Annotated in this window: 26 protein-coding genes and 1 pseudogene; 18 read left to right on the top strand and 9 right to left on the bottom strand. The window is 72.2% G+C overall.

Features of this window, described 5'->3' with window-relative positions:
- The first annotated feature begins 34 nt into the window (after positions 1 to 34).
- Positions 35 to 538 carry a phage holin family protein gene (locus ABZ192_RS17550; RefSeq protein WP_356925366.1) on the top strand — a complete coding sequence of 168 codons (504 nt, stop codon included), beginning with the start codon at positions 35 to 37 and terminating at the stop codon, positions 536 to 538.
- Between the two features lie 6 nt (positions 539 to 544).
- A pseudogene (locus ABZ192_RS17545) lies at positions 545 to 946 on the top strand (SDR family NAD(P)-dependent oxidoreductase); the annotation flags it as partial.
- A 115-nt stretch (positions 947 to 1,061) separates the two neighbouring features.
- On the opposite strand, the gene ABZ192_RS17540 reads toward ABZ192_RS17545, so the two are convergent.
- Positions 1,062 to 2,024, bottom strand: coding sequence for an LLM class F420-dependent oxidoreductase (locus tag ABZ192_RS17540; RefSeq protein ID WP_356925365.1), 963 nt, complete (start codon positions 2,022 to 2,024; stop codon positions 1,062 to 1,064).
- 171 nt (positions 2,025 to 2,195) lie between these two features.
- Between ABZ192_RS17540 and ABZ192_RS17535 the strand changes: the two genes are divergently transcribed.
- The 13 genes from ABZ192_RS17535 to ABZ192_RS17475 all read left to right on the top strand — a co-directional run bounded on the left by ABZ192_RS17535 (position 2,196) and on the right by ABZ192_RS17475 (position 12,449).
- Positions 2,196 to 4,382, top strand: coding sequence for an FAD-dependent oxidoreductase (locus ABZ192_RS17535; protein ID WP_356925364.1), 2,187 nt, complete (start codon positions 2,196 to 2,198; stop codon positions 4,380 to 4,382).
- The gene (locus tag ABZ192_RS17530; RefSeq protein ID WP_356925363.1) at positions 4,379 to 6,226 is read left to right on the top strand and encodes a transketolase; all 1,848 of its coding nucleotides are present in this window, start codon (positions 4,379 to 4,381) and stop codon (positions 6,224 to 6,226) included. The genes ABZ192_RS17535 and ABZ192_RS17530 overlap by 4 nt, the downstream gene beginning before the upstream one ends.
- Positions 6,223 to 7,152 carry a non-homologous end-joining DNA ligase gene (ligD, locus tag ABZ192_RS17525; RefSeq protein ID WP_356925362.1) on the top strand — a complete coding sequence of 310 codons (930 nt, stop codon included), beginning with the start codon at positions 6,223 to 6,225 and terminating at the stop codon, positions 7,150 to 7,152. Before ABZ192_RS17530 ends, ligD begins: the two co-directional genes overlap by 4 nt.
- A gap of 92 nt (positions 7,153 to 7,244) precedes the next feature.
- Complete coding sequence (locus tag ABZ192_RS17520; protein WP_356925361.1) at positions 7,245 to 7,622, top strand: gas vesicle protein; 378 nt, start codon at positions 7,245 to 7,247, stop codon at positions 7,620 to 7,622.
- A 46-nt stretch (positions 7,623 to 7,668) separates the two neighbouring features.
- Entirely contained in the window at positions 7,669 to 8,103 is a 435-nt protein-coding gene (locus ABZ192_RS17515; protein ID WP_010038714.1) for a gas vesicle structural protein GvpA, read from the top strand.
- On the top strand, positions 8,100 to 8,873 hold the full coding sequence (locus tag ABZ192_RS17510) for a GvpL/GvpF family gas vesicle protein (RefSeq protein WP_356925360.1): 774 nt from the start codon (positions 8,100 to 8,102) through the stop codon (positions 8,871 to 8,873). The genes ABZ192_RS17515 and ABZ192_RS17510 overlap by 4 nt, the downstream gene beginning before the upstream one ends.
- 4 nt (positions 8,874 to 8,877) lie before the next feature.
- On the top strand, positions 8,878 to 9,141 hold the full coding sequence (locus tag ABZ192_RS17505; RefSeq protein ID WP_356925359.1) for a gas vesicle protein GvpG: 264 nt from the start codon (positions 8,878 to 8,880) through the stop codon (positions 9,139 to 9,141).
- Positions 9,138 to 9,743, top strand: a complete 606-nt coding sequence (locus ABZ192_RS17500; RefSeq protein ID WP_356925358.1) for a DNA primase — start codon at positions 9,138 to 9,140, stop codon at positions 9,741 to 9,743. The genes ABZ192_RS17505 and ABZ192_RS17500 overlap by 4 nt, the downstream gene beginning before the upstream one ends.
- Positions 9,740 to 10,840: an SRPBCC family protein gene (locus ABZ192_RS17495; protein WP_356925357.1), complete on the top strand. Its 1,101-nt coding sequence runs from the start codon at positions 9,740 to 9,742 to the stop codon at positions 10,838 to 10,840. The genes ABZ192_RS17500 and ABZ192_RS17495 overlap by 4 nt, the downstream gene beginning before the upstream one ends.
- Complete coding sequence (locus tag ABZ192_RS17490) at positions 10,837 to 11,175, top strand: gas vesicle protein (RefSeq protein WP_086560744.1); 339 nt, start codon at positions 10,837 to 10,839, stop codon at positions 11,173 to 11,175. The genes ABZ192_RS17495 and ABZ192_RS17490 overlap by 4 nt, the downstream gene beginning before the upstream one ends.
- On the top strand, positions 11,172 to 11,927 hold the full coding sequence (locus ABZ192_RS17485; protein ID WP_356925356.1) for a GvpL/GvpF family gas vesicle protein: 756 nt from the start codon (positions 11,172 to 11,174) through the stop codon (positions 11,925 to 11,927). The genes ABZ192_RS17490 and ABZ192_RS17485 overlap by 4 nt, the downstream gene beginning before the upstream one ends.
- 16 nt (positions 11,928 to 11,943) lie before the next feature.
- A complete protein-coding gene (locus ABZ192_RS17480) occupies positions 11,944 to 12,132 on the top strand; it encodes a gas vesicle protein (protein WP_003994122.1) in 189 nt (62 codons plus the stop codon).
- A complete protein-coding gene (locus tag ABZ192_RS17475) occupies positions 12,129 to 12,449 on the top strand; it encodes a gas vesicle protein K (RefSeq protein ID WP_356925355.1) in 321 nt (106 codons plus the stop codon). Before ABZ192_RS17480 ends, ABZ192_RS17475 begins: the two co-directional genes overlap by 4 nt.
- A gap of 1 nt (position 12,450) precedes the next feature.
- Here the strand turns inward: ABZ192_RS17475 and ABZ192_RS17470 are convergent, their stop codons facing one another.
- From ABZ192_RS17470 to ABZ192_RS17460, 3 genes are all read right to left on the bottom strand, one after another.
- On the bottom strand, positions 12,451 to 12,621 hold the full coding sequence (locus ABZ192_RS17470; RefSeq protein ID WP_020270859.1) for a hypothetical protein: 171 nt from the start codon (positions 12,619 to 12,621) through the stop codon (positions 12,451 to 12,453).
- Positions 12,622 to 12,663: 42 nt separating this feature from the next.
- On the bottom strand, positions 12,664 to 13,485 hold the full coding sequence (locus tag ABZ192_RS17465) for a methyltransferase domain-containing protein (protein WP_356925498.1): 822 nt from the start codon (positions 13,483 to 13,485) through the stop codon (positions 12,664 to 12,666).
- Between the two features lie 99 nt (positions 13,486 to 13,584).
- Complete coding sequence (locus ABZ192_RS17460) at positions 13,585 to 14,934, bottom strand: diacylglycerol kinase family protein (protein WP_356925354.1); 1,350 nt, start codon at positions 14,932 to 14,934, stop codon at positions 13,585 to 13,587.
- Positions 14,935 to 15,026: 92 nt separating this feature from the next.
- Here ABZ192_RS17460 and ABZ192_RS17455 point away from each other — a divergent pair, with 92 nt between their 5' ends.
- Positions 15,027 to 15,569: an MOSC domain-containing protein gene (locus ABZ192_RS17455; RefSeq protein ID WP_356925353.1), complete on the top strand. Its 543-nt coding sequence runs from the start codon at positions 15,027 to 15,029 to the stop codon at positions 15,567 to 15,569.
- A gap of 106 nt (positions 15,570 to 15,675) precedes the next feature.
- On the top strand, positions 15,676 to 17,295 hold the full coding sequence (locus ABZ192_RS17450) for an ATP-binding cassette domain-containing protein (protein ID WP_356925352.1): 1,620 nt from the start codon (positions 15,676 to 15,678) through the stop codon (positions 17,293 to 17,295).
- A 46-nt stretch (positions 17,296 to 17,341) separates the two neighbouring features.
- Here the strand turns inward: ABZ192_RS17450 and ABZ192_RS17445 are convergent, their stop codons facing one another.
- Entirely contained in the window at positions 17,342 to 18,442 is a 1,101-nt protein-coding gene (locus ABZ192_RS17445; RefSeq protein ID WP_356925351.1) for a Vms1/Ankzf1 family peptidyl-tRNA hydrolase, read from the bottom strand.
- Positions 18,443 to 18,507: 65 nt separating this feature from the next.
- Here ABZ192_RS17445 and ABZ192_RS17440 point away from each other — a divergent pair, with 65 nt between their 5' ends.
- Complete coding sequence (locus ABZ192_RS17440; protein ID WP_010038687.1) at positions 18,508 to 18,795, top strand: DUF6158 family protein; 288 nt, start codon at positions 18,508 to 18,510, stop codon at positions 18,793 to 18,795.
- Between the two features lie 527 nt (positions 18,796 to 19,322).
- Here the strand turns inward: ABZ192_RS17440 and ABZ192_RS17435 are convergent.
- Genes ABZ192_RS17435 through ABZ192_RS17420 form a run of 4 tightly spaced genes read right to left on the bottom strand, consistent with a single transcriptional unit; the run spans position 19,323 to position 23,078 of the window.
- A complete protein-coding gene (locus tag ABZ192_RS17435) occupies positions 19,323 to 21,425 on the bottom strand; it encodes a catalase (RefSeq protein WP_356925350.1) in 2,103 nt (700 codons plus the stop codon).
- Positions 21,425 to 21,967, bottom strand: coding sequence for a type 1 glutamine amidotransferase domain-containing protein (locus ABZ192_RS17430; RefSeq protein ID WP_356925349.1), 543 nt, complete (start codon positions 21,965 to 21,967; stop codon positions 21,425 to 21,427). The genes ABZ192_RS17435 and ABZ192_RS17430 overlap by 1 nt, the downstream gene beginning before the upstream one ends.
- A gap of 5 nt (positions 21,968 to 21,972) precedes the next feature.
- Complete coding sequence (locus tag ABZ192_RS17425) at positions 21,973 to 22,647, bottom strand: diguanylate cyclase (RefSeq protein ID WP_356925348.1); 675 nt, start codon at positions 22,645 to 22,647, stop codon at positions 21,973 to 21,975.
- A complete protein-coding gene (locus ABZ192_RS17420) occupies positions 22,644 to 23,078 on the bottom strand; it encodes a CBS domain-containing protein (RefSeq protein WP_356925347.1) in 435 nt (144 codons plus the stop codon). The genes ABZ192_RS17425 and ABZ192_RS17420 overlap by 4 nt, the downstream gene beginning before the upstream one ends.
- Between the last annotated feature and the right edge of the window lie 121 nt (positions 23,079 to 23,199).

Below are 23,199 nucleotides of genomic sequence, written 5' to 3'. Positions count from 1 at the left end.
TTACGCGCGAGGGGGCGAGGGTACCCGGCCGGGTATGAAGCCGCTGGATCACCTGGAGCATCTGGACAAGCATCTGGTCGACGAGCTGGCACAGGTGGCGCGCGAGACCGTCCGGGACGAACTGCGCGAGCAGACGCGCAAGCAGCGCCGCAAGGCCGCGCTGTACGCCGCGTCCGGCGCCCTCGCCCTGTACGCGGGCGCGGCCCTCGCGCTCGCCGTGGGACTGGCCCTCGCCCTCGGCCTGCCCGACTGGGCCGCCGCGCTGATCACCGCCGTGATCCTGGGCGCCCTGGCGTACGTGCTGCGCGGCATGGCCCGGCCGTCCGCCTCCCCGCCGGGCCCGGCGCACGCGGCCGGCATGACGCCGGGACACGAGAGCAGCACCGGCCCGGGCACCGGAGTGCCCGGCGGTGTGCCGCCCGTGCCGCCGGCCCCGCCCGCCGCCGGACCGGTCGCCGGCGCTGCCGGTGGGCCCGCCCCTGGCGCCGTGCCCCCGCGGCCGACGGACGAACCCGACGTTCCTCCCCGCGGGGCGTGATCCGCAGTGAGCACGGCAGAAGCACCCCACGGCCGCGTCGTCGTCGTGACGGGGGCCAGCGGCGGCGTGGGACGGGCCACGGCCCGGGCCTTCGCCGCCGGCGGCGACCGGGTCGCCCTGCTGGCCCGGGGCACGGAAGGGCTCGCCGCCGCGGCCGACGACGTGCGGCGCGCCGGGGGCGAGGCCCTCGCCATCAGCGTGGACGTCTCCGACGCGAAGGCCGTCGACGACGCCGCCCAGCAGGTCGTCGACACGTTCGGCCCCATCGACGTCTGGGTCAACAACGCCTTCACCGGGGTCTTCGCTCCGTTCACGGAGGTCGACCCCGACGAGTTCCGCCGCGTGACGGAAGTGACCTACCTGGGCTATGTCTTCGGCACCCGGGCGGCCCTGCGCCACATGCTGCCGCCGACCACCGCCGGGCGTACGTCCGGCCCGTGCCGGTCGCGTCGCCCGCCGTCACCTCGCAGACCAGCACGATCGTGGAGTCCCAGGCCGGCGTGATCGGATCCCCGGCCTTCCCTCAGACGGCCTGGTCGAGCTGTGGCAGCACCTTCGTGCGGTAGAAGTCGAAGAAACCGCGCAGGTCCGGGCCGATCTGGTTGACGTAGACCCGGTCGAAGCCCGCGTCGGCGAACTGCTTCAGCTCGGCCACGTGCTCGTCCACGTCGTCGCCGCACACCCGGTTCTCCCGCACCATGTCCTCGGTGACCAGCTGCTGCGCCTGCTCGAAGTGCTTCGGGGAGGGCAGCACCTGGCCGAGCTCGCCGGGCAGCTGCTCGTTCGCCCAGAGCCGGTGGACGGTCCGTACGGCCTCGTCCTCGTCGGTGTCGTAACAGACCTTGGTGCCGCCGCTGACGAGCTTTCCGCCGCCCCCGCCCTTGCGGTACTGCTCGACCATCGCCTCGTCCGGCTCGATGGTGATGTAGCCGTCGCCGACGCGGGAGGCGAGCTGCGTGGCCGCCGGGCCGAAGCCGGAGATGTCGATCGGGATCGGCTCGTCCGGGACCGTGTAGAGGCGGGCGTTCTCCACCGTGTAGTGCGGGCCGTGGTGATTGACCTCCTCGCCGGTGAACAGCCGGCGCATCACCTGGATGGCCTCCTCCAGCATGTCCAGACGGACGTGCGCCGGCGGCCAGTGGTCACCCAGGATGTGCTCGTTGAGCGCCTCACCGGAGCCGACACCCAGCCGGAAGCGGTTCTCCGTCATCACCGCGCTGGTCGCCGCGGCCTGCGCCACCACCGCCGGGTGCATCCGCACGGTCGGGCAGGTCACCGCCGTCTCCACCGGCAGGGACACCGCCTCGGACAGCGCGCCGATCACCGACCACACGAACGGGCTCTGGCCCTGCTCGTCGTTCCACGGGTGGTAGTGGTCCGAGATCCACAGCGCCCGGAAGCCGGCCTGCTCGGCCATCCGCGCCTGCTCGATCAGCTCGGCGGGGCCGTACTGCTCGCACGACAGGAAGTAGCCGTACTCGGTCATGGGGAGTGCCTCCGCGACGTCGGCGGTCCGTATCCCGCACCGGGTACCCGGGCGCGGGTCCGGAAACCGGCGGCGTTCGGCCGGGAGGGCCCCGGCGGACGTTTGGGTGCCCTGGCCAGGGGGACGCGGAAGGCTCCCGAGCTACGCGACAGCGCCGGAGGCGAGCGAACCGTGAGTCGACCCCGCATCGTGATCGTCGGTGCCGGTTTCGCCGGGTACCGCACGGCCCGCACCCTGTCCCGGGAGACCCGGGGCCGGGCGCACATCACCCTGCTGAACCCCACCGACTACTTCCTGTATCTGCCCTTGCTGCCCCAGGTCGCGGCCGGTGTCCTGGAGCCGCGCCGGGTCACGGTCTCCCTCTCGGACACGCTGCCGAACGTACGGCTCGTGCTGGGCGAGGCCGACCGGATCGACCTCGACGGACGGACCCTGCACTACACCGGGCCCGAGGGCGATGAGGGCACGCTCGCCTACGACCGGCTGGTGCTCGCCGCCGGCAGCGTCAACAAGCTGCTGCCGATCCCCGGCGTCGCCGAGTACGCGCACGGCTTCCGGGGGCTGCCGGAGGCGCTGTACCTGCGCGACCACGTGACCCGGCAGGTGGAGCTGGCAGCCGCCGCCGACGACCCCAAGAGCTGCGCCGCCCGGTGCACCTTCGTCGTGGTCGGCGCCGGATACACCGGCACGGAGGTCGCGGCGCACGGGCAGATGTTCACCGACGCGCAGGTCCGCAAGCACCCGCTGCGGCAGGGCATGCGGCCCCGCTGGATGCTGCTGGACGTGGCGCCTCGGGTGCTGCCCGAGATGGACGAGAAACTGTCCGCCACCGCCGACCGGGTGCTGCGGCAGCGGGGCGTGGACGTGCGGATGGGCACCTCCGTGAAGGAGGCCACGCCCGACGGGGTCGTGCTGACCGACGGCGAGTTCGTCGAGACCCGGACGCTGGTGTGGTGCGTGGGCGTACGGCCCGACCCGCTGGTCGAGTCCCTCGGGCTGCCCATGGAGAAGGGGCGGCTGCTCGTCGACCCGCACCTGCAGGTGCCGGGCCGGCCCGAGCTGTTCGCCTGCGGTGACGTGGCCGCGGTGCCGGATCTGGACAAGCCGGGCAGCTACACGCCGATGACCGCGCAGCACGCCTGGCGGCACGGCAAGGTCGCGGCGCAGAACGTCGCCGCCTCGCTCGGCCTCGGCGGCGCGCGCAAGCCCTACCGCCATCGCGACCTGGGCTTCGTCGTCGATCTGGGCGGTGCGAAGGCCGCCGCCAATCCGCTCGGCGTGCCCCTGTCCGGGGTGCCGGCGGGTGCGGTGACGCGGGGCTACCACCTCGCCGCGATGCCCGGGAACCGTGTCCGGGTCGCCGCCGACTGGCTGCTGGACGCGGTACTGCCGCGCCAGGCCGTGCAGTTGGGGCTCGTCCGGTCCTGGTCCGTGCCGCTGGACACGTCCTCGCCGGAGCTCGCCCGGGTGCCGGGCGGGCCGGAACGGCGGCAGGAGGCCAGCGCCCGGTCCGGGCCGGGGGCGGCGATCGCGGCCGACACGCACGACGGGGGGACCGGCGCCGGACCCTCGCAGGGCCGGGCCGGAGAAGAACCCGCGATGGGGCAGCCCGGATCCAGGGCGACGCAGGACTGGCCCGGATCCGGGGCGGCGCAGCGCCGGTCGGAAGAGGAGCTGGCCAAGGGCCGCCCCGGCGGCGAACCGGCCAGGAACCGGCCGACCGACGAGCCTGCCAAGGGACCGGTCGGGGGTGGGTCCGCGAAGGGGCATCTGGAGGGTGAGCCCGCGAAGGGGCAGCCCGGATCCGGGGCGACGCGGAACCAGCACCGGCCCGGATCCGGGGCCGCGCAGCGCCGGTCGGAAGAGGAGCTGGCCAAGGGCCGCCCCGGTGGCGAACCGGCCAGGAACCGGCCGACCGACGAGCCTGCCAAGGGACCGGTCGGGGGTGGGTCCGCGAAGGGGCATCTGGGGGGTGAGCCCGCGAAGGGGCGCTCCGGTGGGGAGCCCGCCGATCCGGCCAGGAATCAGCCTGGCGGCGAGCCTGCCGAGGGCCGGCCCGGGGGTGAGTCTGCGAAGGGGCAGTCCGGCGGGGAGCCGGCCAAGGACCAGCCAGGCGGCGAGCCCGCCAGGAATCAGCCCGGCGGCGAACCGGCGAGGAACCAGCCCGGCGGTGAGCCCGCCAGGAATCAGCCCGGGCGCGAAGCCGCCAAGAGTCAGCCCGGCGGCGAACCCGCCAAGAACCAGCCCGGGCCCACCCCCCATCCCCCGCCCGATCAGCCACCCCCCGGCCCCGACACCGCCCCCGGGCCCGTCAAGCGATCCGACGTCCCGGACGACTCCGCGAAAGGAGACTCATGAACACCGGTGAACTCACCGACCTCGGACAACAGCTGCGCGTGGACAGTGTCCGCGCTGCCGCCGCCGCGGGCTCCGGGCACCCGACCTCCTCCATGTCCGCGGCCGACCTGCTGGCCGTCCTGCTCGCGCATCACTTCCGCTACGACTTCGACCGCCCGGCCCACCCCGGCAACGACCGCTTCGTCCTCTCCAAGGGCCACGCCTCCCCGCTGCTGTACTCCGCGTACAAGGCGGCCGGCGCCATCGACGACGAGGAGCTGCTCACCTTCCGCAAGCTGGGCAGCCGCCTGGAGGGGCACCCCACGCCGCAGCGCCTGCCCTGGGTCGAGACGGCCACCGGTTCGCTCGGGCAGGGCCTGCCGGTCGGGGTCGGCATCGCGCTGGCCGGCAAGCGGCTCGACCGCACCGGCTACCGCACCTGGGTGCTGTGCGGCGACAGCGAACTGGCCGAGGGTTCCGTGTGGGAGGCCGCCGAGCACGCCGGGTACGAGCACCTCGACAACCTCACCGTGATCGTCGACGTCAACCGGCTCGGCCAGCGCGGCCCGACCCGGCACGGCCACGACCTGGACGCCTACGCCCGCCGTTTCCAGGCCTTCGACTGGCACACCATCGAGGTCGACGGGCACGACGTGGACGCGATCGACCGCGCCTACGGCGAGGCCCTGTCCACCAAGGGCCAGCCCACCGCGATCCTCGCCCGCACGCTCAAGGGCAAGGGCGTCGAAGGGGTCCAGGACCGCGAGGGCCTGCACGGCAAACCGCTCCCCGAGGCCGACGAGGCGATCGCCGAACTCGGCGGCCCGCGCGACATCCGCGTCCAGGTGCAGGAGCCGCCGGCCGCCCGCATGCTGCACTCCGTCCACACCGGGAACTTCGAACTCCCCAAGTGGGACACGGGCGAGGAGGTCGCCACCCGCAATGCCTTCGGCGAGGCCCTCGCCGCCCTCGGCACCGGCCGCGGCGACATCGTCGCCCTGGACGGCGAGGTCGGCGACTCCACCCGCGCCGAGTTCTTCGCCAAGGAGCACCCCGACCGCTACTTCGAGTGCTACATCGCCGAGCAGCAGCTGGTCGCCTCGGCCGTCGGGCTCGCGACCCGCGGCTGGGTGCCGTACGCCGCCACCTTCGCCGCCTTCCTGACCCGGGCCTACGACTTCATCCGGATGGCGTCCGTCAGCGGCGCCGGCATCAACCTCGTCGGCTCGCACGCGGGCGTCGCCATCGGCGAGGACGGGCCCAGCCAGATGGGCCTGGAGGACCTGGCGATGATGCGGGCGGTGCACGGCTCGACCGTGCTGTACCCCTGCGACGCCAACCAGACCGCGCGGCTCGTCGGCGCGATGGCCGGTCTGGAGGGCGTCCGCTACCTGCGCACCTCGCGCGGCGAGAGCCCGGTGATCTACGGCCCGGACGAGGACTTCCCGGTCGGCGGGAGCAAGGTGCTGCGCTCCTCCGGCAACGACCGGCTGACCCTCGTGGCGGCGGGCGTCACCGTGCACGAGGCGCTGGCCGCCGCCGACGCCCTGGAGCAGGAGGGCATCAACGCACGGGTGATCGACCTGTACTCGGTGAAGCCCGTCGACCGGGCCGCCCTGCGCAAGGCCGCCGAGGAGACCGGCTGCCTGGTGACCGTGGAGGACCACCACCCGGAGGGCGGCATCGGCGACGCCGTCCTGGAGGCCTTCGCCGACGGACGCCCCGTACCGCGCCTGGTGCGGCTCGCCGTGCGGAGCACGCCCGGCTCGGCCTCCCCGGACGAGCAGCTGCACGCCGCGGGCATCGACGCCGAGTCGATCGCGGCGGCCGGGCGGCTGCTGGTGGAGGAGGCGGTCGTGCCGTGAGCGGCGGCGACGGCACGCGCAGGGTGCGGGCCGGCGGCCGCACCGTGGAGGTCCACCGGCCGGACAAGGTGCTCTTCCCCGGAGGCGGGGACGCCAAGGAGTACACCAAGGGCGATCTGGTGGACTACCACCGGGCCGCCGCTCCCTTCATGCTGCCGCACCTGCGCGGCCGTCCGCTGATGCTGGAGCGGCACCCGGACGGGCTGGACGGGCCCACGTTCATGCAGAAGAACACCCCGGACCACTACCCGGAGTGGATCACCCGAGCCGAGGTGGCCAAGGAGGGCGGCACCGTCCGCCATGTCGTCTGCGACGACACCGCCACCCTCCTCTACCTGGCCGACCAGGCAAGCATCACGCTGCACCGCTGGCTGTCGCGCGCCGACAGCGTCGACCACCCCGACCGGCTGGTCTTCGACCTCGACCCGGCGGGGGACGACTTCGAGGCCGTGCGCGAGGCCGCCCGGCTGCTGGGGGAGCTGCTGGACGAGCTGGAGCTGCCCTCGGCGCTGATGACCACCGGATCGCGCGGGCTGCACGTGATCGTGCCGTTGAACGGGCGGCACGACTTCGACGAGGTGCGCTCCTTCGCCCACGACGTCGCCGGCACCCTCGCCGGCGCCCACCCCGACCGGCTGACCACCGCCGCCCGCAAGAAGGACCGCGGTGAGCGGCTCTACCTCGACGTGCAGCGCAACGCCTACGCGCAGACCGCCGTCGCGCCGTACACCGTCCGGCCCCGGCCGGGCGCGCCCGTGGCCACCCCGATTACCTGGGACCAGCTGGACGACCCCGAGCTGCACGCCCGCCGCTGGACCATCGCCGACGCCGTCGAGCAGGCCCGCACCGACCCCTGGTCGGGCCTGCCGGCCCGCGGCCGGGCCCTGGGACCGGCCCGACGCCGGCTGACCGCGCTGAGCGGCTGAACCACGCCCGCCGCCCTCCGGCGGGTGGCAGATGCATGCGTCCGTAGAGGTTTGGCGAACACGCTTGCGGCCACACGGAGGGGGAGGTGGCCATGTCGAACACAAAGAACACGCAAGAGTCACAGAGTGCACACAACTCTCAGGACTCCCAGAGCTCTCAGAATTCCCGCAAACCGACTGACAAGGCGGCCGACGACCGGCCGAGCCCCATGGAGGTGCTGCGCCAGGCGCGCGGCCAGCTCGCGGAGCTCACCGGCATGACCGCCGAGTCCGTGTCGTCCTTCGAGCAGACCGAGCAGGGCTGGGCGCTGGAGGTCGAGGTTCTCGAACTCGAGCGCGTGCCCGACACGATGAGCCTGATGGCGAGCTACCAGGTGGAGCTCGACGCTCAGGGGCAGCTCACGGGGTATCGCCGCGTCCGCCGCTACGAGCGGGGGCGGTCCGACCCGCGAAGGACCGGCGGTCACTAGGCCGCCCGACCGGACCCGCACCCACAGACAAGGAGGGACACCCGGCATGACAGTCGTACCGGCACAGCAGACCGGCGGCGGAGGCGGCAGCAGCGGTCTCTACGACGTGCTTGAACTTGTTCTGGACAGGGGGCTCGTCATCGACGCATTCGTGCGAGTCTCCCTGGTCGGCATCGAGATCCTCAAGATCGACGTTCGCGTCGTCGTCGCCAGCGTCGACACCTATCTGCGCTTCGCCGAGGCGTGCAACCGGCTCGACCTGGAGGCCGGACCGCGCAAGGATCCGGGTCTGCCCGACCTGGTCGGCGAGATGACCGAGTCCGGCGCGCGCGGCAAGTCCAAGGGGGCGCTGTCCGGCGCCGCCGAAACCATCTCCGACGCCTTCAAGCAGGCGCGTTCCGAAGGCTCCGAGCAGGAGACCGAGTCCCGTCCGCGAGCCCGTAAGAGCACGTCCGCCCGCCGGAAGGAGGAGCAGGAGTGAGCACCTACGTCTACGGCATCGCGGCGAGTTCGCACCCCGGACTCCCCGAGGGCATGGGCGGTGTCGGCGACCCGCCGCGCCCGGTGCGCATCCTGCGCGAGGGCGACCTGGCGGCCGTCGTCAGCGAGGCGCCCGAAGGGCTGCGGCCCAAGCGCAAGGACCTGCTCGCCCACCAGAACGTGCTCAGCGAGGCGGGCGCGGCCGGCTGTGTGCTGCCCATGCGGTTCGGCAGCGTCGCCCCGGACGACAACTCGATCACCTCGGTCCTCGCCGAGCGCGCCGAGCACTACAAGGAGCGGCTGCGGGCCCTGGACGGCCGGGTCGAGTACAACGTCAAGGCCAACCACGTCGAAGAGGCCGTACTGCACCAGGTGATGGCCGAGAACCCGGAGATCCGCGGTCTCGCCGAGGCCAACCGTCAGGCCGGCGGCGGCAGTTACGACGACAAGATCCGGCTGGGCGAGATGGTCGCGGCCGCGGTCAAGGCCCGGGAGGCCGAGGACGCCGCCGCGCTCCAGCGCGTCCTGGAGCCCGCTGCCGAGGCCGTGAGCGTGGGCCCCGAGTCCACCGGCTGGCTGGCCAACGTGTCGTTCCTGGTGGACCGGAAGTCGGCCGACAGCTTCCTGGCGGCCGTGGAAGAGGCCCGCAAGGAGCTGCCGCACCTGGAGGTGCGGGTCAACGGGCCGCTGCCGCCGTACAGCTTCGTCGAGCCCGGCCCGGCCGAGCCGGCGGACGCCATGGCGAGCGGCACGGACACCGGAGCGGGGTGACGACGTGGGCCTGATCTCCGAGGTGCTGCTGCTGCCGTTCGCACCGGTGCGCGGCAGCGCCTGGGCCATCAGACAGGTAGTCCAGGAAGCCGAGCGGATCTACTACGACCCCGCCACGATCCGGGCCGAACTGGGCCGCCTCGAGGAGCAGTTGGAGGCCGGAGAGATCACCGAGGAGGAGTTCGACCGCCTCGAGGACGAACTTCTCGACCGGTTGGAGATCGCTTCGCGCGGGAGCGCGGGAACGGGTAACGGGACAACACAATGAACCGAGTGGGACTGGGTCTCGCCGTGGGGGCCGGATACCTCCTGGGACGGACCAAGAAACTCAAGATGGCGGTGGCCGTCGGTGGCCTGGTGGCCGGGAAGAAGATGAACCTGAGCCCGCGCATGGTCGCGGACCTGGTCCAGCAGCAACTGCGGAACAACCCGCAGTTCAAGGAGATCGGCGACCAGCTGCGGCAGGACCTGCGCGGTGTCGGCAAGGCGGCATCCGGCGCCATGGTCGAGCGGCAGATCGACGCGTTCGCCGACCGGCTGCACGGCCGTACGGCCCAGGTGCGCGACCAGCTGTCGGGCGTGGTGCCCGGGGGGCCTGAGGCCGACGCCGAGGACGCCGAGGACGAGGAGCCCGAGGCCGAAGCCGAGGACTCAGGGCCGGAAGGGGACGAGGAGCCGGAGCCGGCCCCGAAGGAGGCGGCGAAGAAGGCTCCGGCCAAGAAGGCGCCCGGGAAGAAGGCGGCGCGCCAGGCCCCGGCCAAGAAGGCCCCCGCCAAGAAGACCGCGGGCAAGAAGACGGCGGCGAAGAAGACAACGGCCGGGGGCGGCAGCTCACGGACCCGGCTGCCGAAGGGAGGCGGTGAGGGATGACCGACACTCTCGGATCTGCGACCTCCGCCGCGAACGGAGCGAAGAAGAACCCACTCACCGACGTGGCCCACAGCGAGGCGGCCGACCGGCTGAAGGCCGAATTGCAGGAGTACCTCACGCTCCAGGCCACGCGCATGCTGACCGGCGTGGGCCGCAAGCTCGGCGAGACCACCAACAGACTGAACGACATCGCCGAGGGCAACAGCCCCGGCCTCGCCAAGCTCGCCCTCGACGGCGGCCGCAAGCTCGCCGAGGGCAAGGGCCCGGTGCGCGCCGCCCTGGAGACCGGCGGGTCGAGCATCAAGGAAAAGGTCACAGGCGCCTTCAAGAGCCTGGGCGGCGGCAAGGGCAAACGCAAGCGCTCGGCGGGCAAGAAGCCCACCGTCATCATCGAGCACATCGATGTCGGCGTGCCGCTGCGCACGGCGTACGACCAGTGGACGCAGTACCAGGATTTCAGCACCTTCGCGAAAGGTGTCAAGGCCGCGAACAAGGCCGACGACACCACTTCGGACTGGCAGTTGAAGGTCTTCTGGTCCAACCGCAGCTGGAAGGCGCAGACGACGGAGCAGGTGCCCGACGCCCGCATCGCCTGGACGTCGGAAGGCGCCAAGGGCACGACGAAGGGCGTGGTCTCCTTCCACCGCCTCGCCGACAACCTCACCCGGGTCCTGCTGGTCATCGAGTACTACCCCACGGGCCTGTTCGAGAAGACCGGCAACATCTGGCGCGCCCAGGGCCGCCGCGCCCGGCTCGACCTGAAGAACTTCGTCCGCTTCATCACGATCAAGGGCGAGGCCGAGGACAGCTGGCGCGGCGAGATCCGCGACGGTGAGGTCGTCCGCAGCCACGAGGACGCGGTCGCCGAGGAGGAGTCCGAGGAGGAGCGTCCAGAGGGCGAGGAACCCGAGGGCGAGGAACCCGAGGGCGAGGAAGAGGAAGGCGAGGAGGAACCCGAGGGCGAGTACGAGGACGAAGCCGAGTCGGAGTACGACGAGGAAGAGCCGGAGGAAGAGCCCGAGGAAGAGCCTGAAGGGGAATACGAGGAGGAAGAGGCCGACGAGGACGAGTACGCCGAAGGCGGGAGCCGTCGATGACAACGCCCAGCAGGATGCCCGAACCCTACGGCCACGGAAGCGGCGCCAACCTCGCCGACATCCTGGAACGGGTGCTCGACAAGGGCATCGTGATCGCGGGCGACATCCGCATCAACCTGCTCGACATCGAACTCCTCACGATCAAGCTGCGTTTGATCGTCGCCTCCGTGGACAAGGCGAAGGAGATGGGCATCGACTGGTGGGAGACCGACCCGGCACTGAGCTCGCGGGCCCGCCGTGATGAACTGACCCGTGAGAATGCCGAGTTGCGCGAGAGGCTGGCCCGGCTGGAGGAACTGGAGCCCGGCCGAGCGCAGAAGAAGGAGGCACCGTGACCGGACTGCGGTACGTCTACGCCGTCTGCCGCCCCTTCGGTACGCCGCTCCAGTCCCAGCTGTCGGGTGTGGCGGGTGATCCGCCCAGAGCGCTCACCCACCACGGCCTCGTGGCCGTGGTCAGCCACGTACCGGAGCGGGACTTCGCGGAGGAACCGCTCCGCGCCCATCTGGAGGATCTGGACTGGCTCACCGCGACCGCCCGCGCCCACCAGGGCGTGATCGACGCGCTCACCACGGTCACGACGCCGCTGCCGCTGCGGCTGGGCACCGTCTTCCGTGACGACAGCGGCGTACGGACCATGATCGAGGCGCGCGAAGAGGACTTCCGGCGCACCCTCGACCGGCTGGAGGGCCGGGTCGAGTGGGGCGTGAAGGTGTACGCCGAGTCCGAGCCGCAGGAGAGCGCCCGGCCCGCGCAGAAAGCCGCATCGGGCCGCGACTACCTGCGGCAGCGGCGTATGCAGACCCGGTCGCACGAGGAGATGTGGCAGAAGGCGGAAAGCTTTTCCGCCCGACTGCACGAAAAGCTTTCCGCATTTGCGGAGGATTCCCGGCTGCATCCCCCGCAGAATCCCGCGCTGTCGAAAGCGACCGGGCGGAACGTACTGAACGCCGCCTATCTTGTGCCGCGCTCGCATTCCGAGGAATTCGTGGAAATGGTCGACCGCACGAAGGGCGAGCTGCCCGGAATGCGTGTCGAACTCACCGGCCCCTGGGCGGCCTATTCGTTCGCCGGGGAGACCACATGACTGACGGGAAGAAGCCGTGACCGTAGTGGAACGCCGTGAGGTCGCCCTCGTGGACCTGCTCGACCGGCTGCTCGCCGGCGGCGTCGTGATCACGGGGGACATCACGCTGCGCATCGCCGACGTCGACCTCGTCCGTATCGACCTCAACGCGCTCATCAGCTCGGTGAACGCCCAGGTGCCCTCCCCGTTCGAGGAGTTGCTGTGACGTCGTCCGACCAGCCCGCGCAGGACCCGCGGCCGCGCCGCAACCGGCTGGACCTGGAACCCGACACCGTCGAGCGTGACCTGGTCAAACTCGTGCTCACGGTAGTGGAGTTGCTGCGCCAGCTCATGGAGCGCCAGGCGCTGCGCCGGTTCGACGTGGGGGATCTGAGCGAGGACCAGGAGGAGCGGATCGGCCTCACGCTGATGCTGCTGGAGGAGCGGATGGCGGAACTACGGGACCGCTACGGACTGCGGCCCGAGGACCTCAATCTGGACCTCGGGCCGCTCGGACCGCTGCTGCCCCGCGACGGGGGCTAATTCACCACCTGTACCAACGGCCCCTGCCTCCGGCCGCCGACGTACCACGGACGAAGAATCCCAGCAGCCACAGAACGAGAACCGCGAGCGCGATCCACCAGAGAACCTTCACTGCAAATCCGGCGCCGAACAGAACCAACGCCAGAAGCAGCACCAGCAGGATGGGAACCATAATTCGAACCTCCTGCTTTTAGGGTGTCCCCGAATCCGTGTTTCAGGCGTCCTTCCGGCAGAGAATTTCTCCGTGCAGGACACTGAACCAGCCGTCCTCCCTTCGCCCCCACTCCCGCCAGGCGTCGGCCACGGCCCGCAGCTCCGCCTCGCTCGCGTGCCCGCCCTGCCGGGCCCGGTCCGCGTACGCCGACGCCAGCGTCCGGTCGGCCCACAGTCCGCTCCACCAGTCCCGCTCCTCCCGCGTGGCGAACGTCCAGGTGCCGGAGGTCGCCGTGACGTCCGTGAACCCGGCTCGCAGCGCCCACGCCTTCAGCCGGCGCCCGGCGTCCGGCTCGCCGCCGTTGGCCCGGGCGACCCGGCGGTAGAGGTCCAGCCAGTCGCCGAGCCCATCGGACGCCGGAAACCAGGTCATGGCCTCGTAGTCGGCGTCCCGCACGGCGACCAGGCCGCCGGGCCTCAGCACCCGCCTCATCTCGCGCAGGGCCGCCACCGGATCGCCCACGTGCTGGAGCACCTGGTGGGCGTGCACCACACAGAACGTGGCGTCCGGGTAGCCCAGGGCGTGCACGTCGGCGACCGCGAAGTCGACGTTGGCGAGCCCCCGCCCGGCCGCCGTGGCACGCGCCCGCTCCAGGATCCCCGGCTCCCGGTCGACGCCGGTGACATGCCCGTCGGGCACGAGCTCCGCCAGGTCGGCGGTGATGGTGCCCGGCCCGCACCCGACGTCCAGGATCTTCATGTGGGGGCGGAGCGACGGCACCAGATACGCGGCCGAGTTGGCGGCGGTCCGCCAGGTGTGTGAACGGAGCACCGACTCGTGGTGCCCGTGCGTGTAGACGGCGGTCTCCCGTGGTTCCGGCATGGCGGATCCCACCCCTTCGTATCGGGTCGGCATGGGATCACCGTACGCAGTGCGGCCGTATATTGAGACAGCATTCCCGCCATATGGACTGACGCTGTGTCAGTCAGACGGGATCGGCCGGTAGACGGTCAGCGCCTCGGGCAGCTTCTCCAGGGTCACGCGGCCCTCCACCTCGGTGACTTCACCGTCGTAGGCGAGGAGCGTGCCGGGCGCCACGTGGTCCAGCTGCAGCCGTCCCACCTGGACGGCGGCGTGGGCGGGGGAGCGGGTCAGCGGTCCCGCGAGGGCGGCGGCGAGCAGCCGGATTGCCGGCCGGCGACCGCCGTGCACGACCCGCACGTCGAGCTGCCCGTCCGCCAGGTCCCTCCGGCGCCCCGGCGCCAGCCCCATGCGGTGATAGGTGCCGTTCCCGGCGAACAGCAGCCACAACGGATGCGTACGGCCCCGGACTTCCGCCTCCAGCGGGTGCCGGTCGGCCCGCAGCACGCGCAGGGCCGCGACCACCCCCGCGGGCCAGCCGCCGATCCGGTGCGACCAGCGCTCCCGCTCGCGCACGAGTTCCGGATAGACGCCGACACTGCACGTGTTGAGGAAGACACCGTGCTTCCCCCCGCAGGAGTACCGGCCCACGTCCACGCGCGCGGCGTCGCCCGCACGCAGCGCGCGGGCGAGATCGCGTACGTCCTCGATGCCCAGGTCGTAGGCGAAGTGATTCAGGGTCCCGCCCGGGAGCACAGCGAGGGGCAGGCGTGCCCTGAGCGCCACACGGGCGGCGGCGTTCACGGTGCCGTCGCCGCCGCACACGCCGAGGACCCGGGCGTGGGTGGCCGCCTTCTCCAACTCGGCGGGTACGTCCGCCGGTTCGCACTCGACCACCTCGGCCCGGGGGAGGGCGTCCCGCAGGGCACGGACCCGTTCGGCGCTCCCCGCGCCGGTGTTCGCCACCAGCACGAGTCCCTCGCCGTCCGGCAGCGCCGGGACCTCGGCGCGGGGCCGGGCCGGCGGGGCGACCTGGCCCCGCGTCGGCACCAGGGCCCGTACGGCGAACGCGGCGCCCACGCCCACGGCGGCGCCCGCCGCGACGTCGCCCGGGACGTGCGGGCCGCTGTCGGCGCGAGCGAGGGCGACGCAGGCGGCCACCGGGACGACGACCGTGCCCCAGGCGGGGGACTCCAGCGCGACACCGGTCGCGAAGGCGGCGGCCGATGCGGCGTGCCCGGAGGGGAACGCGGCGGCGGCCGGCCGCCGCTTCAGCTGCCGCACCGTGGGGACCGTGCGCTTGCCGAGCGCGCCGACGGTGAGGGAGGCGAGGCCGAGCGAAGCCAGTCCGCGGGTCGCCGCGCGGCGGGCGCGGGGGGTGCGGGTCGCCGCGAGTGCGGCGGCGGCAGCGAGCCACAGGGTGCCGTGGTTCGCGCTGCGGCTCAGTCGGGGCGGGACGGCGGGCGTCATGGAGTGCGGGTACCCGGAGGGGGGTGGACACACCGGCCCTCCATGGGCAGGCTCAGGGCTGATCATCATGACCGAAGAGGGGGGACCGAGGAATGAGCGGGCGAGTGACTGCGGTCAGCAGCAACGGGGAGTACTCGTTCACCAAGCCGAACCGTGACAGCATCGGACTGCTCGCCGGGCTGGGTGTGGAGGGGGACGTGCACGCCGGGGTGACGGTCAAGCACCGGTCGCGCATCGCGCAGGATCCGACCCAGCCGAACCTGCGCCAGGTGCACCTGATGCACGAGGAGCTCTTCGAGGAGGTCGGTGAGGAGGGGTTCAAGGTGGCGCCCGGCGAACTCGGCGAGAACATCACCACGCGGGGCGTCGATCTGCTCGGTCTGCCGGCCGGCGCGCTGCTGCGCATCGGCGACACCGCGGTGCTGGAGGTGACCGGCCTGCGCAATCCCTGCCTGCAGATCGACCTCTTCCAGGACGGGTTGCTGAAGCGGGTCGTGGGGCGCGACGAGGCGGGGAACGTCGTGCGCAAGGCAGGGATCATGAGCGTGGTGCGGCAAGGGGGCGTGGTGCGTCCCGGCGACGCGATCGCGGTCGAACTTCCTGCGGAGCCGCACCGGCCTCTGGAGCGAGTCTGACCGTCGTCACCCCGGCCGTCTGACCGTTTGGCCCGGGCCGGGTGGGTGCGCGGCCCCGCGGAAATGGGTTTGCCCGCGGCGGCGTCCGCCACACAGAATCACACGCATGGGTCACCTCGAAGCAGCGCATCTGGAGTACTACCTGCCCGACGGAAGGGCGCTGCTGGGTGACGTCTCGTTCCGGGTCGGGGAGGGGGCCGTCGTCGCCCTCGTGGGCCCCAACGGGGCCGGGAAGACGACCCTGCTCCGCATGCTCGCCGGTGAGCTCAAGCCGCACGGCGGAACCGTCACCGTGGGCGGCGGACTCGGCGTGATGCGGCAGTTCGTCGGCTCCGTACGCGACGAGAGCACCGTACGGGACCTGCTCGTGTCCGTCGCCACCCCCCGCATCCGCGAGGCGGCCCACGCCGTGGACACCGCCGAGCACGCCCTCATGAGCGTCGACGACGAGGCCGCACAGCTGGCATACGCCCAGGCCCTCGCCGACTGGGCCGAGGCCCGCGGCTACGAGGCCGAGACCCTGTGGGACATGTGCACCACGGCCGCGCTCGGCATTCCCTACGAGAAGGCACAGTGGCGCCAGGTCCGCACCCTCTCCGGCGGTGAGCAGAAACGGCTCGTCCTGGAGGCCCTCCTGCGCGGCACCGACGAGGTGCTCCTCCTCGACGAGCCCGACAACTACCTCGACGTCCCCGGCAAACGCTGGCTGGAGGAGAGGCTCGCCGAGACCCGCAAGACCGTCCTCTTCGTCTCTCACGACCGCGAACTGCTCGCCCGCGCCGCCCAGCGGATCATCTCCCTGGAACCCGGCCCCGCCGGCGCCGACGCCTGGGTGCACGGCGGCGGTTTCGGCACGTACCACGAGGCCCGCCGGCAGCGGTTCGAGCGCTTCGAGGAGCTGCGCAGGCGCTGGGACGAGAAACACGCCCAGTTGAAGAAGCTGGTGCTGACGCTCCGTCAAGCCGCCGCCGTCAGCCATGAGATGGCCTCTCGATACGCCGCCGCCCAGACCCGCCTGCGCAAGTTCGAGGAGGCCGGCCCGCCGCCCGAGCCGCCCCGCGAGCAGGACATCAGGATGAGGCTCAAGGGCGGCCGCACCGGCGTCCGGGCCGTCACCTGCGAAGGACTCGAACTCACCGGCCTGATGAAGCCCTTCGACCTGGAGGTCTTCTACGGCGAACGCGTCGCCGTCCTCGGCTCCAACGGCTCCGGCAAGTCCCACTTCCTGCGCCTGCTCGCCGGCGGCGACGTGGCGCACACCGGCCAGTGGAAACTGGGAGCCCGGGTGGTACCCGGGCACTTCGCGCAGACGCACGCGCACCCGGAGCTGGAGGGCCGCACACTGCTCGACATCCTGTGGACGGAACACGCACAGGACCGCGGCGCGGCGATGTCCCGGCTGCGCCGCTACGAGCTGACGAACCAGGCCGAGCAGACGTTCGACCGCCTGTCCGGCGGACAGCAGGCCCGCTTCCAGATCCTCCTGCTGGAGCTCCAGGGCGTGACGGCGCTGCTGCTCGACGAGCCGACCGACAACCTGGACCTGGAATCCGCGGAGGCACTCCAGGAGGGCTTGGAGGCCTTCGAGGGCACGGTGCTCGCGGTCACGCACGACCGCTGGTTCGCCCGCTCCTTCGACCGCTACCTGGTCTTCGGCAGCGACGGCCGGGTCCGGGAGACCCCGGACCCGGTCTGGGACGAGCGCAGGGTGGAGCGGGCCCGCTAGGGGCCGGCTCGTACGGGGCCGGCTTGTAGGGCGCCCTGCTCCCCGCTCACTTCCAGCGGAGCAGCGCCCCGAGACCCCCTGCCGGGACCTCGCGCTCCGCGACGGCCAGTGCCGCCGCGTCCGTCGCCACGGCGGACCGGATCAGCGCGTCGTCCGCCCGGGCCGGCCAGGAGTGCTGCTCGCCGAGGATCTTCAGGTCCGTACGCCGCACCGCGACCTGGTCCGGGTCCTCGCCGATCCACACCTCGCGGTGCGCGTCCGGCCCGTCCGGCCTGATCAGCAGCTCGTCGATGCGGCGCTCGCGCGCCGCCTCGATCAGCGCGGGCACGCCCTCCACGGCTGCGGCGCGGCCCTCGTCGTCCGGGTTCCGCGCGGCCCGGAACCGCTCCAGCTCCGCCTCGGCCCGCCGCGCCACGTGCTCGGCGCGGGCCCGCTCCACGTCCTCGTCGAGGAGCCGGCTGCCGGTGCCGTGCGGCGCCTCGACGACGAGGTCGTGCAGCCGCTTGGGCAGCCGCTCGTGCACGGACCGCCGCTCACGGTCGTCGCCGACGAGAATCAGCAGGTCGGCGCGGGTCTCCTCCTGGCACACGGCGAGCGCGTCGGCGATCTCCGCGGCGTTGTGCTCCCAGGTGTTCTCCACCCGCAGCTGGAAATGCCGCTCGGACCAGTCCACGGAGCTCGTCCGGTGCACCGGCCACTGACGCCCGGTGACGCTTCCGGCGTCCTCACGGCCCAGTGCGCTGCGCAGCTCGAAGTCCGCGCCCTTGCGGTCGACGTACGCCACCACGCACACCGGGTCCTCGCCGGCCAGCTCCAGCAGCGGCGTCACCCGCGGCAGCGGGGCCCATTCGGCCCAGTCGCCGCCCTGCGGGGGCCGGGCCAGCGGCGGGTCGAGGACCACCTCGCCGGCGCGGGCGAACAGGGCCCGGCCGTGCGGTTCCGAAGAGTGCCGCAGGTCCTCGATCGCGCTCTGCACGGCCTGGCAGGTCGCCTCGTCCGCGCCCTGGTCGGCCAGCTGCCTGGCCATCGCCTGGGCCGTGAGCTGCCGCTCGTGGGGGGTGGCCTCCGTATGCCGGGAGGTGTCGACGTACACCGAGGCCCAAGGCCCGGGGTGTTCGTACAGTGGGTGCAGAAAGGCGAGATCCATGGCTCCCTCCCGGATGCCGCTCGGGGGTAGTGCTCAGTTGCTCCCCGGGCGGGTACCCGGACCACATGAACGAACACGACGAGCGGGGCAACACCATGACCGGAGTGGACCCTGACCGGCTGGACGACCAGCAGCTCATGAAAGAGCTGGAGACCATCCACCGCACGCGCCACGACACGCTGCTCTACGGCTCGAACGATGCGCTGCGGGCCCACAACGAGCGCATGGCGCAGCTGGAGGGCGAGTTCCTGCGCCGCAACCCGCGCCGCCCGGTGGCCGCGGGCCGCACCCGCGAAGGCGCCCGGGAACGGGGAAGCGGGGAGTCGACGACGCCCACGACTCCCGGCACCTGAACCCTGCCGGACCGCCACGGAAGCGACGCACCTGGGCGTGCAGCGGCGTAACGCGCCCTGTACGGAACCGGCCGATCGCGCCCCGGGCCGGCACCGGCACACCGCGCCCCGGGCCGGCACCGGCACACCGCGCCCCGGGCCGGCACCGGCACACCGCGCCCCGGGCCGGCAGCGGCACCACGCGCCCGCGGCCCGCGCCGCACAGCCCCCGACCTGACCCGGCCCCCGACCTGACCCGCACCGCGCAGCGAACCCCGGCCCGCCGGCGCTTCACGCGGGTCGGCACCGGCCCGTCGCGACCGGGTTTCGGCACAAGGCGGGCCGCTCCGCACCGCGCAGCCCGGCCTGTCCGCACCGTACAAGCGTGCCCCCGCCCCGTACCGGGGCATCACACGCGGGCCCCTGCCCGGACCGGCACACCGCAACCCGGCCCGCGCCGCACAAGCGCGCGACCCCGCCCGCACCGGCGCAAAGCGAGCCGGGCCGCGCCCCCACAAGCGCGGCCCGGCCCTGTCCCCGGCCCCGGCTCAGTGCCGCACCGGCGCCCGTCCCCAGTGGCGGTGTGCCGCGATCGCGGCGCAGAGCTCGTTGAGGAACTCCTCGCTCGCCGGGCCCGGGGAGGTGTCCGTCACCACGCCCTGGTCCGTGACCACGCGGTGGAACTCCGTCGACAGCCGCAGGCCCTCGGGCTCCAAGGCCGACAGGACGCCCACGCCCGAGCCGAGTGCGCCGACCGGCTTGCCGTGCCGGTAGGCGTCCCGTACGAACCGCACCGCGTCCGGGTCGGCCGCCGTCGGCGGGGTGCCGACGGGCCCGCCGGGCAGCAGCACGGCGTCGTACAGCACGGACGCCACGGTCGGCAGGGCACGGTCGACGGCGTAGGTCTCGCCGTCGGAGCCGGTGATCGTCCCGTCCGTCGGGGCCAGCGCCTCGACGATCGCGCCTTCGGCGGCCAGCCGCTCCCGCACGGAGGTGATCTGCTCGGCGTCCACGCCGTCGGTGACCAGCACCGCGATCTGCCGGGTCCGGATCGATCCGTCCCCGCGCAGCGACTCCAGGCTGAGCGCGGGGGAGGCCGACTTGGACCCGGCCTGCGCAGTGGACGGCTCCGGCACCCCCACACCCCGCGCCACCTGCACCGCCAGGTCCCCGTCGACCTTGGCCAGGTGCTCGACCGTACGCGCCCGCACGGTCATCGCGCTCACCTTGCCGAGCTCGAACCGGAACGCCTCGACGATGTGCTGCTTCTCCCAGTCCGCCATGCTGTTCCAGAACAGCGCGGGCTGGCTGTAGTGGTCCTGGAAGCTGGGACTGCGGCGCCGGATCTTGTGGCCGTCCACCCGTTCGGCGTAATGCGTGTACGCACTTCCCCCGGCACCCGCGTGGGCCGGGCAGCCCCCGCCGAGCGAGTTCGGGAAGTAGTTCGTGCCGGAGTGGATCGCGCTCTGGTGATAGCCGTCGCGCTGGTTGTTGCGCACCGGCGCGACCGGCCGGTTCACCGGCAGCTGCGAGAAGTTCGGCCCGCCGAGCCGGATCAGCTGGGTGTCCAGGTAGGAGAAGTTCCGCGCCTGGAGCAGCGGGTCGTTGGTGAAGTCGATGCCGGGGACGACGTTCGCCGTGTGGAAGGCGACCTGCTCGGTCTCCGCGAAGAAGTTCTCCGGGTTGCGGTCCAGCACCATCCGGCCGATCGGCCGCACCGGCACCTGCTCCTCCGGAATGATCTTCGTCGGGTCGAGCAGGTCGAAGTCGAACGCGAACTCGTCCTCCTCCGGCACGAGTTGCACGCCCAGCTCCCACTCGGGGTACTCGCCCGCCTCGATCGCGTCCCACAGGTCACGCCGGTTGAAGTCCGGGTCGCGGCCCTGGCACTCCTGTGCCTCGTCCCACACCAGCGAGTGCACGCCGAGCCGTGGCTTCCAGTGGAACTTCACGAACGTGCCCTTGCCGTCCGCGTCGACGAACCGGAACGTGTGCACGCCGAAGCCCTGCATCATGCGGTAGCTGCGCGGGATCGCCCGGTCCGACATCAGCCACATGATCGCGTGCAGCGTCTCGGGCTGGAGCGACACGAAGTCCCACAGGGTGTCGTGCGCGGACGCGCCCGTCGGGATGTCGTTGTGCGGCTCGGGCTTCACCGCGTGCACGAAGTCGGGGAACTTGATCCCGTCCTGGATGAAGAAGACGGGGAAGTTGTTCCCGACCAGGTCGTAGTTGCCCTCCGACGTGTAGAACTTGGTCGCGAAGCCGCGCACGTCCCGCACCGTGTCCGCCGAGCCCTTGGGGCCCTGCACGGTCGAGAACCGTACGAACACGGGCGTGCGCACGGCCGGGTCCTGGAGGAACGCCGCACGGGTGAACTCCGCGCAGGACTCGTACGGTTCGAAATAGCCGTACGCGCCCGCACCCCGTGCGTGCACCACCCGCTCCGGGATCCGCTCGTGGTCGAAGCGGGTGAGCTTCTCCCGGAAGTGGAAGTCCTCCATCAGCGTCGGGCCGCGCTCGCCCGCGGCCAGGGAGTCGTCGGTGTGGTCGACCTCGACTCCCTGGTCGGTGGTGAGCGGCCCGCCGGCCGGATCGTCCGCCTTGAAGGCCTCGCGCTGTTCCTGTTTCCGGTCGGCGGGCGAGGGCATCAGGCGGCCTCCTCGGCGAAGACGTCGAGGAAGGCCTCGCAGAACGCCTTCAGGTCGTCCGGCTTACGGCTGGTGACCAGCTTGTTGGCGCCGTGGTCACAGACCTTCACCTGCTCGTCGACCCAGGTGCCGCCCGCGTTGCGGATGTCGGTCTGCAGGCTCGGCCACGAGGTCAGCACCCGGCCGCGTACGACGTCCGCCTCGACCAGGGTCCACGGCGCGTGGCAGATCGCGGCCACGGGGCGGCCCTGCTCGAAGAAGTCCCGGACGAACGCGACGGCCTTGGGGTCCATCCGCAGGAAGTCCGGGTTGGCCACACCGCCCGGCAGCACCAGAGCGGCGAACGAGCCCGGCTCGCTCTCGCCCACGACCTCGTCCACGGGGAAGGTGTCCGCCTTGTCGAGGTGGTTGAACGCCTGGATCTCCCCCTGCTGCGTCGACACCAGCACGGGCTCGTGACCGGCGTCCTTCGCGGCCTGCCACGGATCGGTCAGCTCGACCTGCTCGACGCCCTCGGGTGCCACCAGAAATGCGATACGCATGATGCTCAACGTCCTTTCCCGGAGCGCGCGGCGCTCCAGCGCGCCGCGTCGCTCCTCGCGTTCTTCTCCTTCTTGCGGTTCCTGCGGCCCGTACGCACGCATCGCAGCAACTCCTCGCCGTACGGCAGCAGCACACAGGTGCCGATCGCCGCGGCGATGCCCGCCAGATAGCCGCGTGACAGCGGCCGCCGGCGCGGCACCAGACGCCACGCCTCGGGATCCCCGCGGCCGCCGCGCAGCAGCGACTTCACCTGGTCGGCGTGCAGGCACATCAGGGAGGCCAGCGCCGCGAACGGCAGCGACTCCAGGAAGCTGTGGATGTGCTGCTCTACGGGCTTGACCTCCCGCTCGCTGTCGACGGCCGTACGGACGTCCCACAGCGCCGTCGCCTCGTGCACCGCGGCCCCGCCCAGCTGCACGCTCAGCAGCAGCGGGTTGACCTCGTAGCGCAGCGTCAGCGCGATCGGGATGCCTACCTCGGCCATCATCAGGGAGTGGATCAGGGACTCCCTCGTCCCCGCCGTCTCCTCGATACGGGTCCGCCGGTGCATCGCCCAGTCGGCCACCCCGGGCACGAACCAGCTAGGCAGCAGTCCGTACAGCAGATAGCGGGTCGTGGCGTCACCGACGTCCACGGTGACGCCACTGGCACTGATCTCCTTCGCCTGGTCGGTGCTCACACACCACCCCGGGCGTCCGGCTCGGCGCGGCTGATGTCGGCGAGCGCCGACGCGGGATCCTCGGCCTCGGCCAGGTCGCCGAGGCTCACCATCCCGACCGGCAGCCCGTTCTCCACCACCGGCAGGCGGCGCACCGCGTGCTCGCGCATCAGCGCGGCCGCGGTCGCCACCCGCTCGTCCGGCGTCACCGTCACCGGATCCGGTGTGCACACCGATTGCGCGCTCACCGTCATCGGGTCGGCCCCGTCGGCCACCGCCCGTACCGTGATGTCACGGTCGGTGAGCACGCCGATCACGTCCTGCCCGTCGGCCACCACCACGTCGCCGATGTTCTGGGTGCGCATCAACTGCGCCGCCTCGACGAGCGAGGCGTCCGGGCGTACGGCGACCACACCCGGGGTCATCACGTCCTTCACCAACTCGGCCTTCACTGAGGGCCCTCCCTCCGTTCCCCGGCCGGCGGGGGCGGCAACCTCGTCCTCAACTCGGACGCACATTACAACTACGACCTGCGCAGCAACGACGCGCCCGGCGAGAACGCCGACGGGTTCG

Source organism: Streptomyces sp. NPDC006235 (assembly GCF_040613735.1).
GTDB lineage: Bacteria > Actinomycetota > Actinomycetes > Streptomycetales > Streptomycetaceae > Streptomyces.
This window is presented reverse-complemented; position numbering and strand designations above follow the sequence as displayed.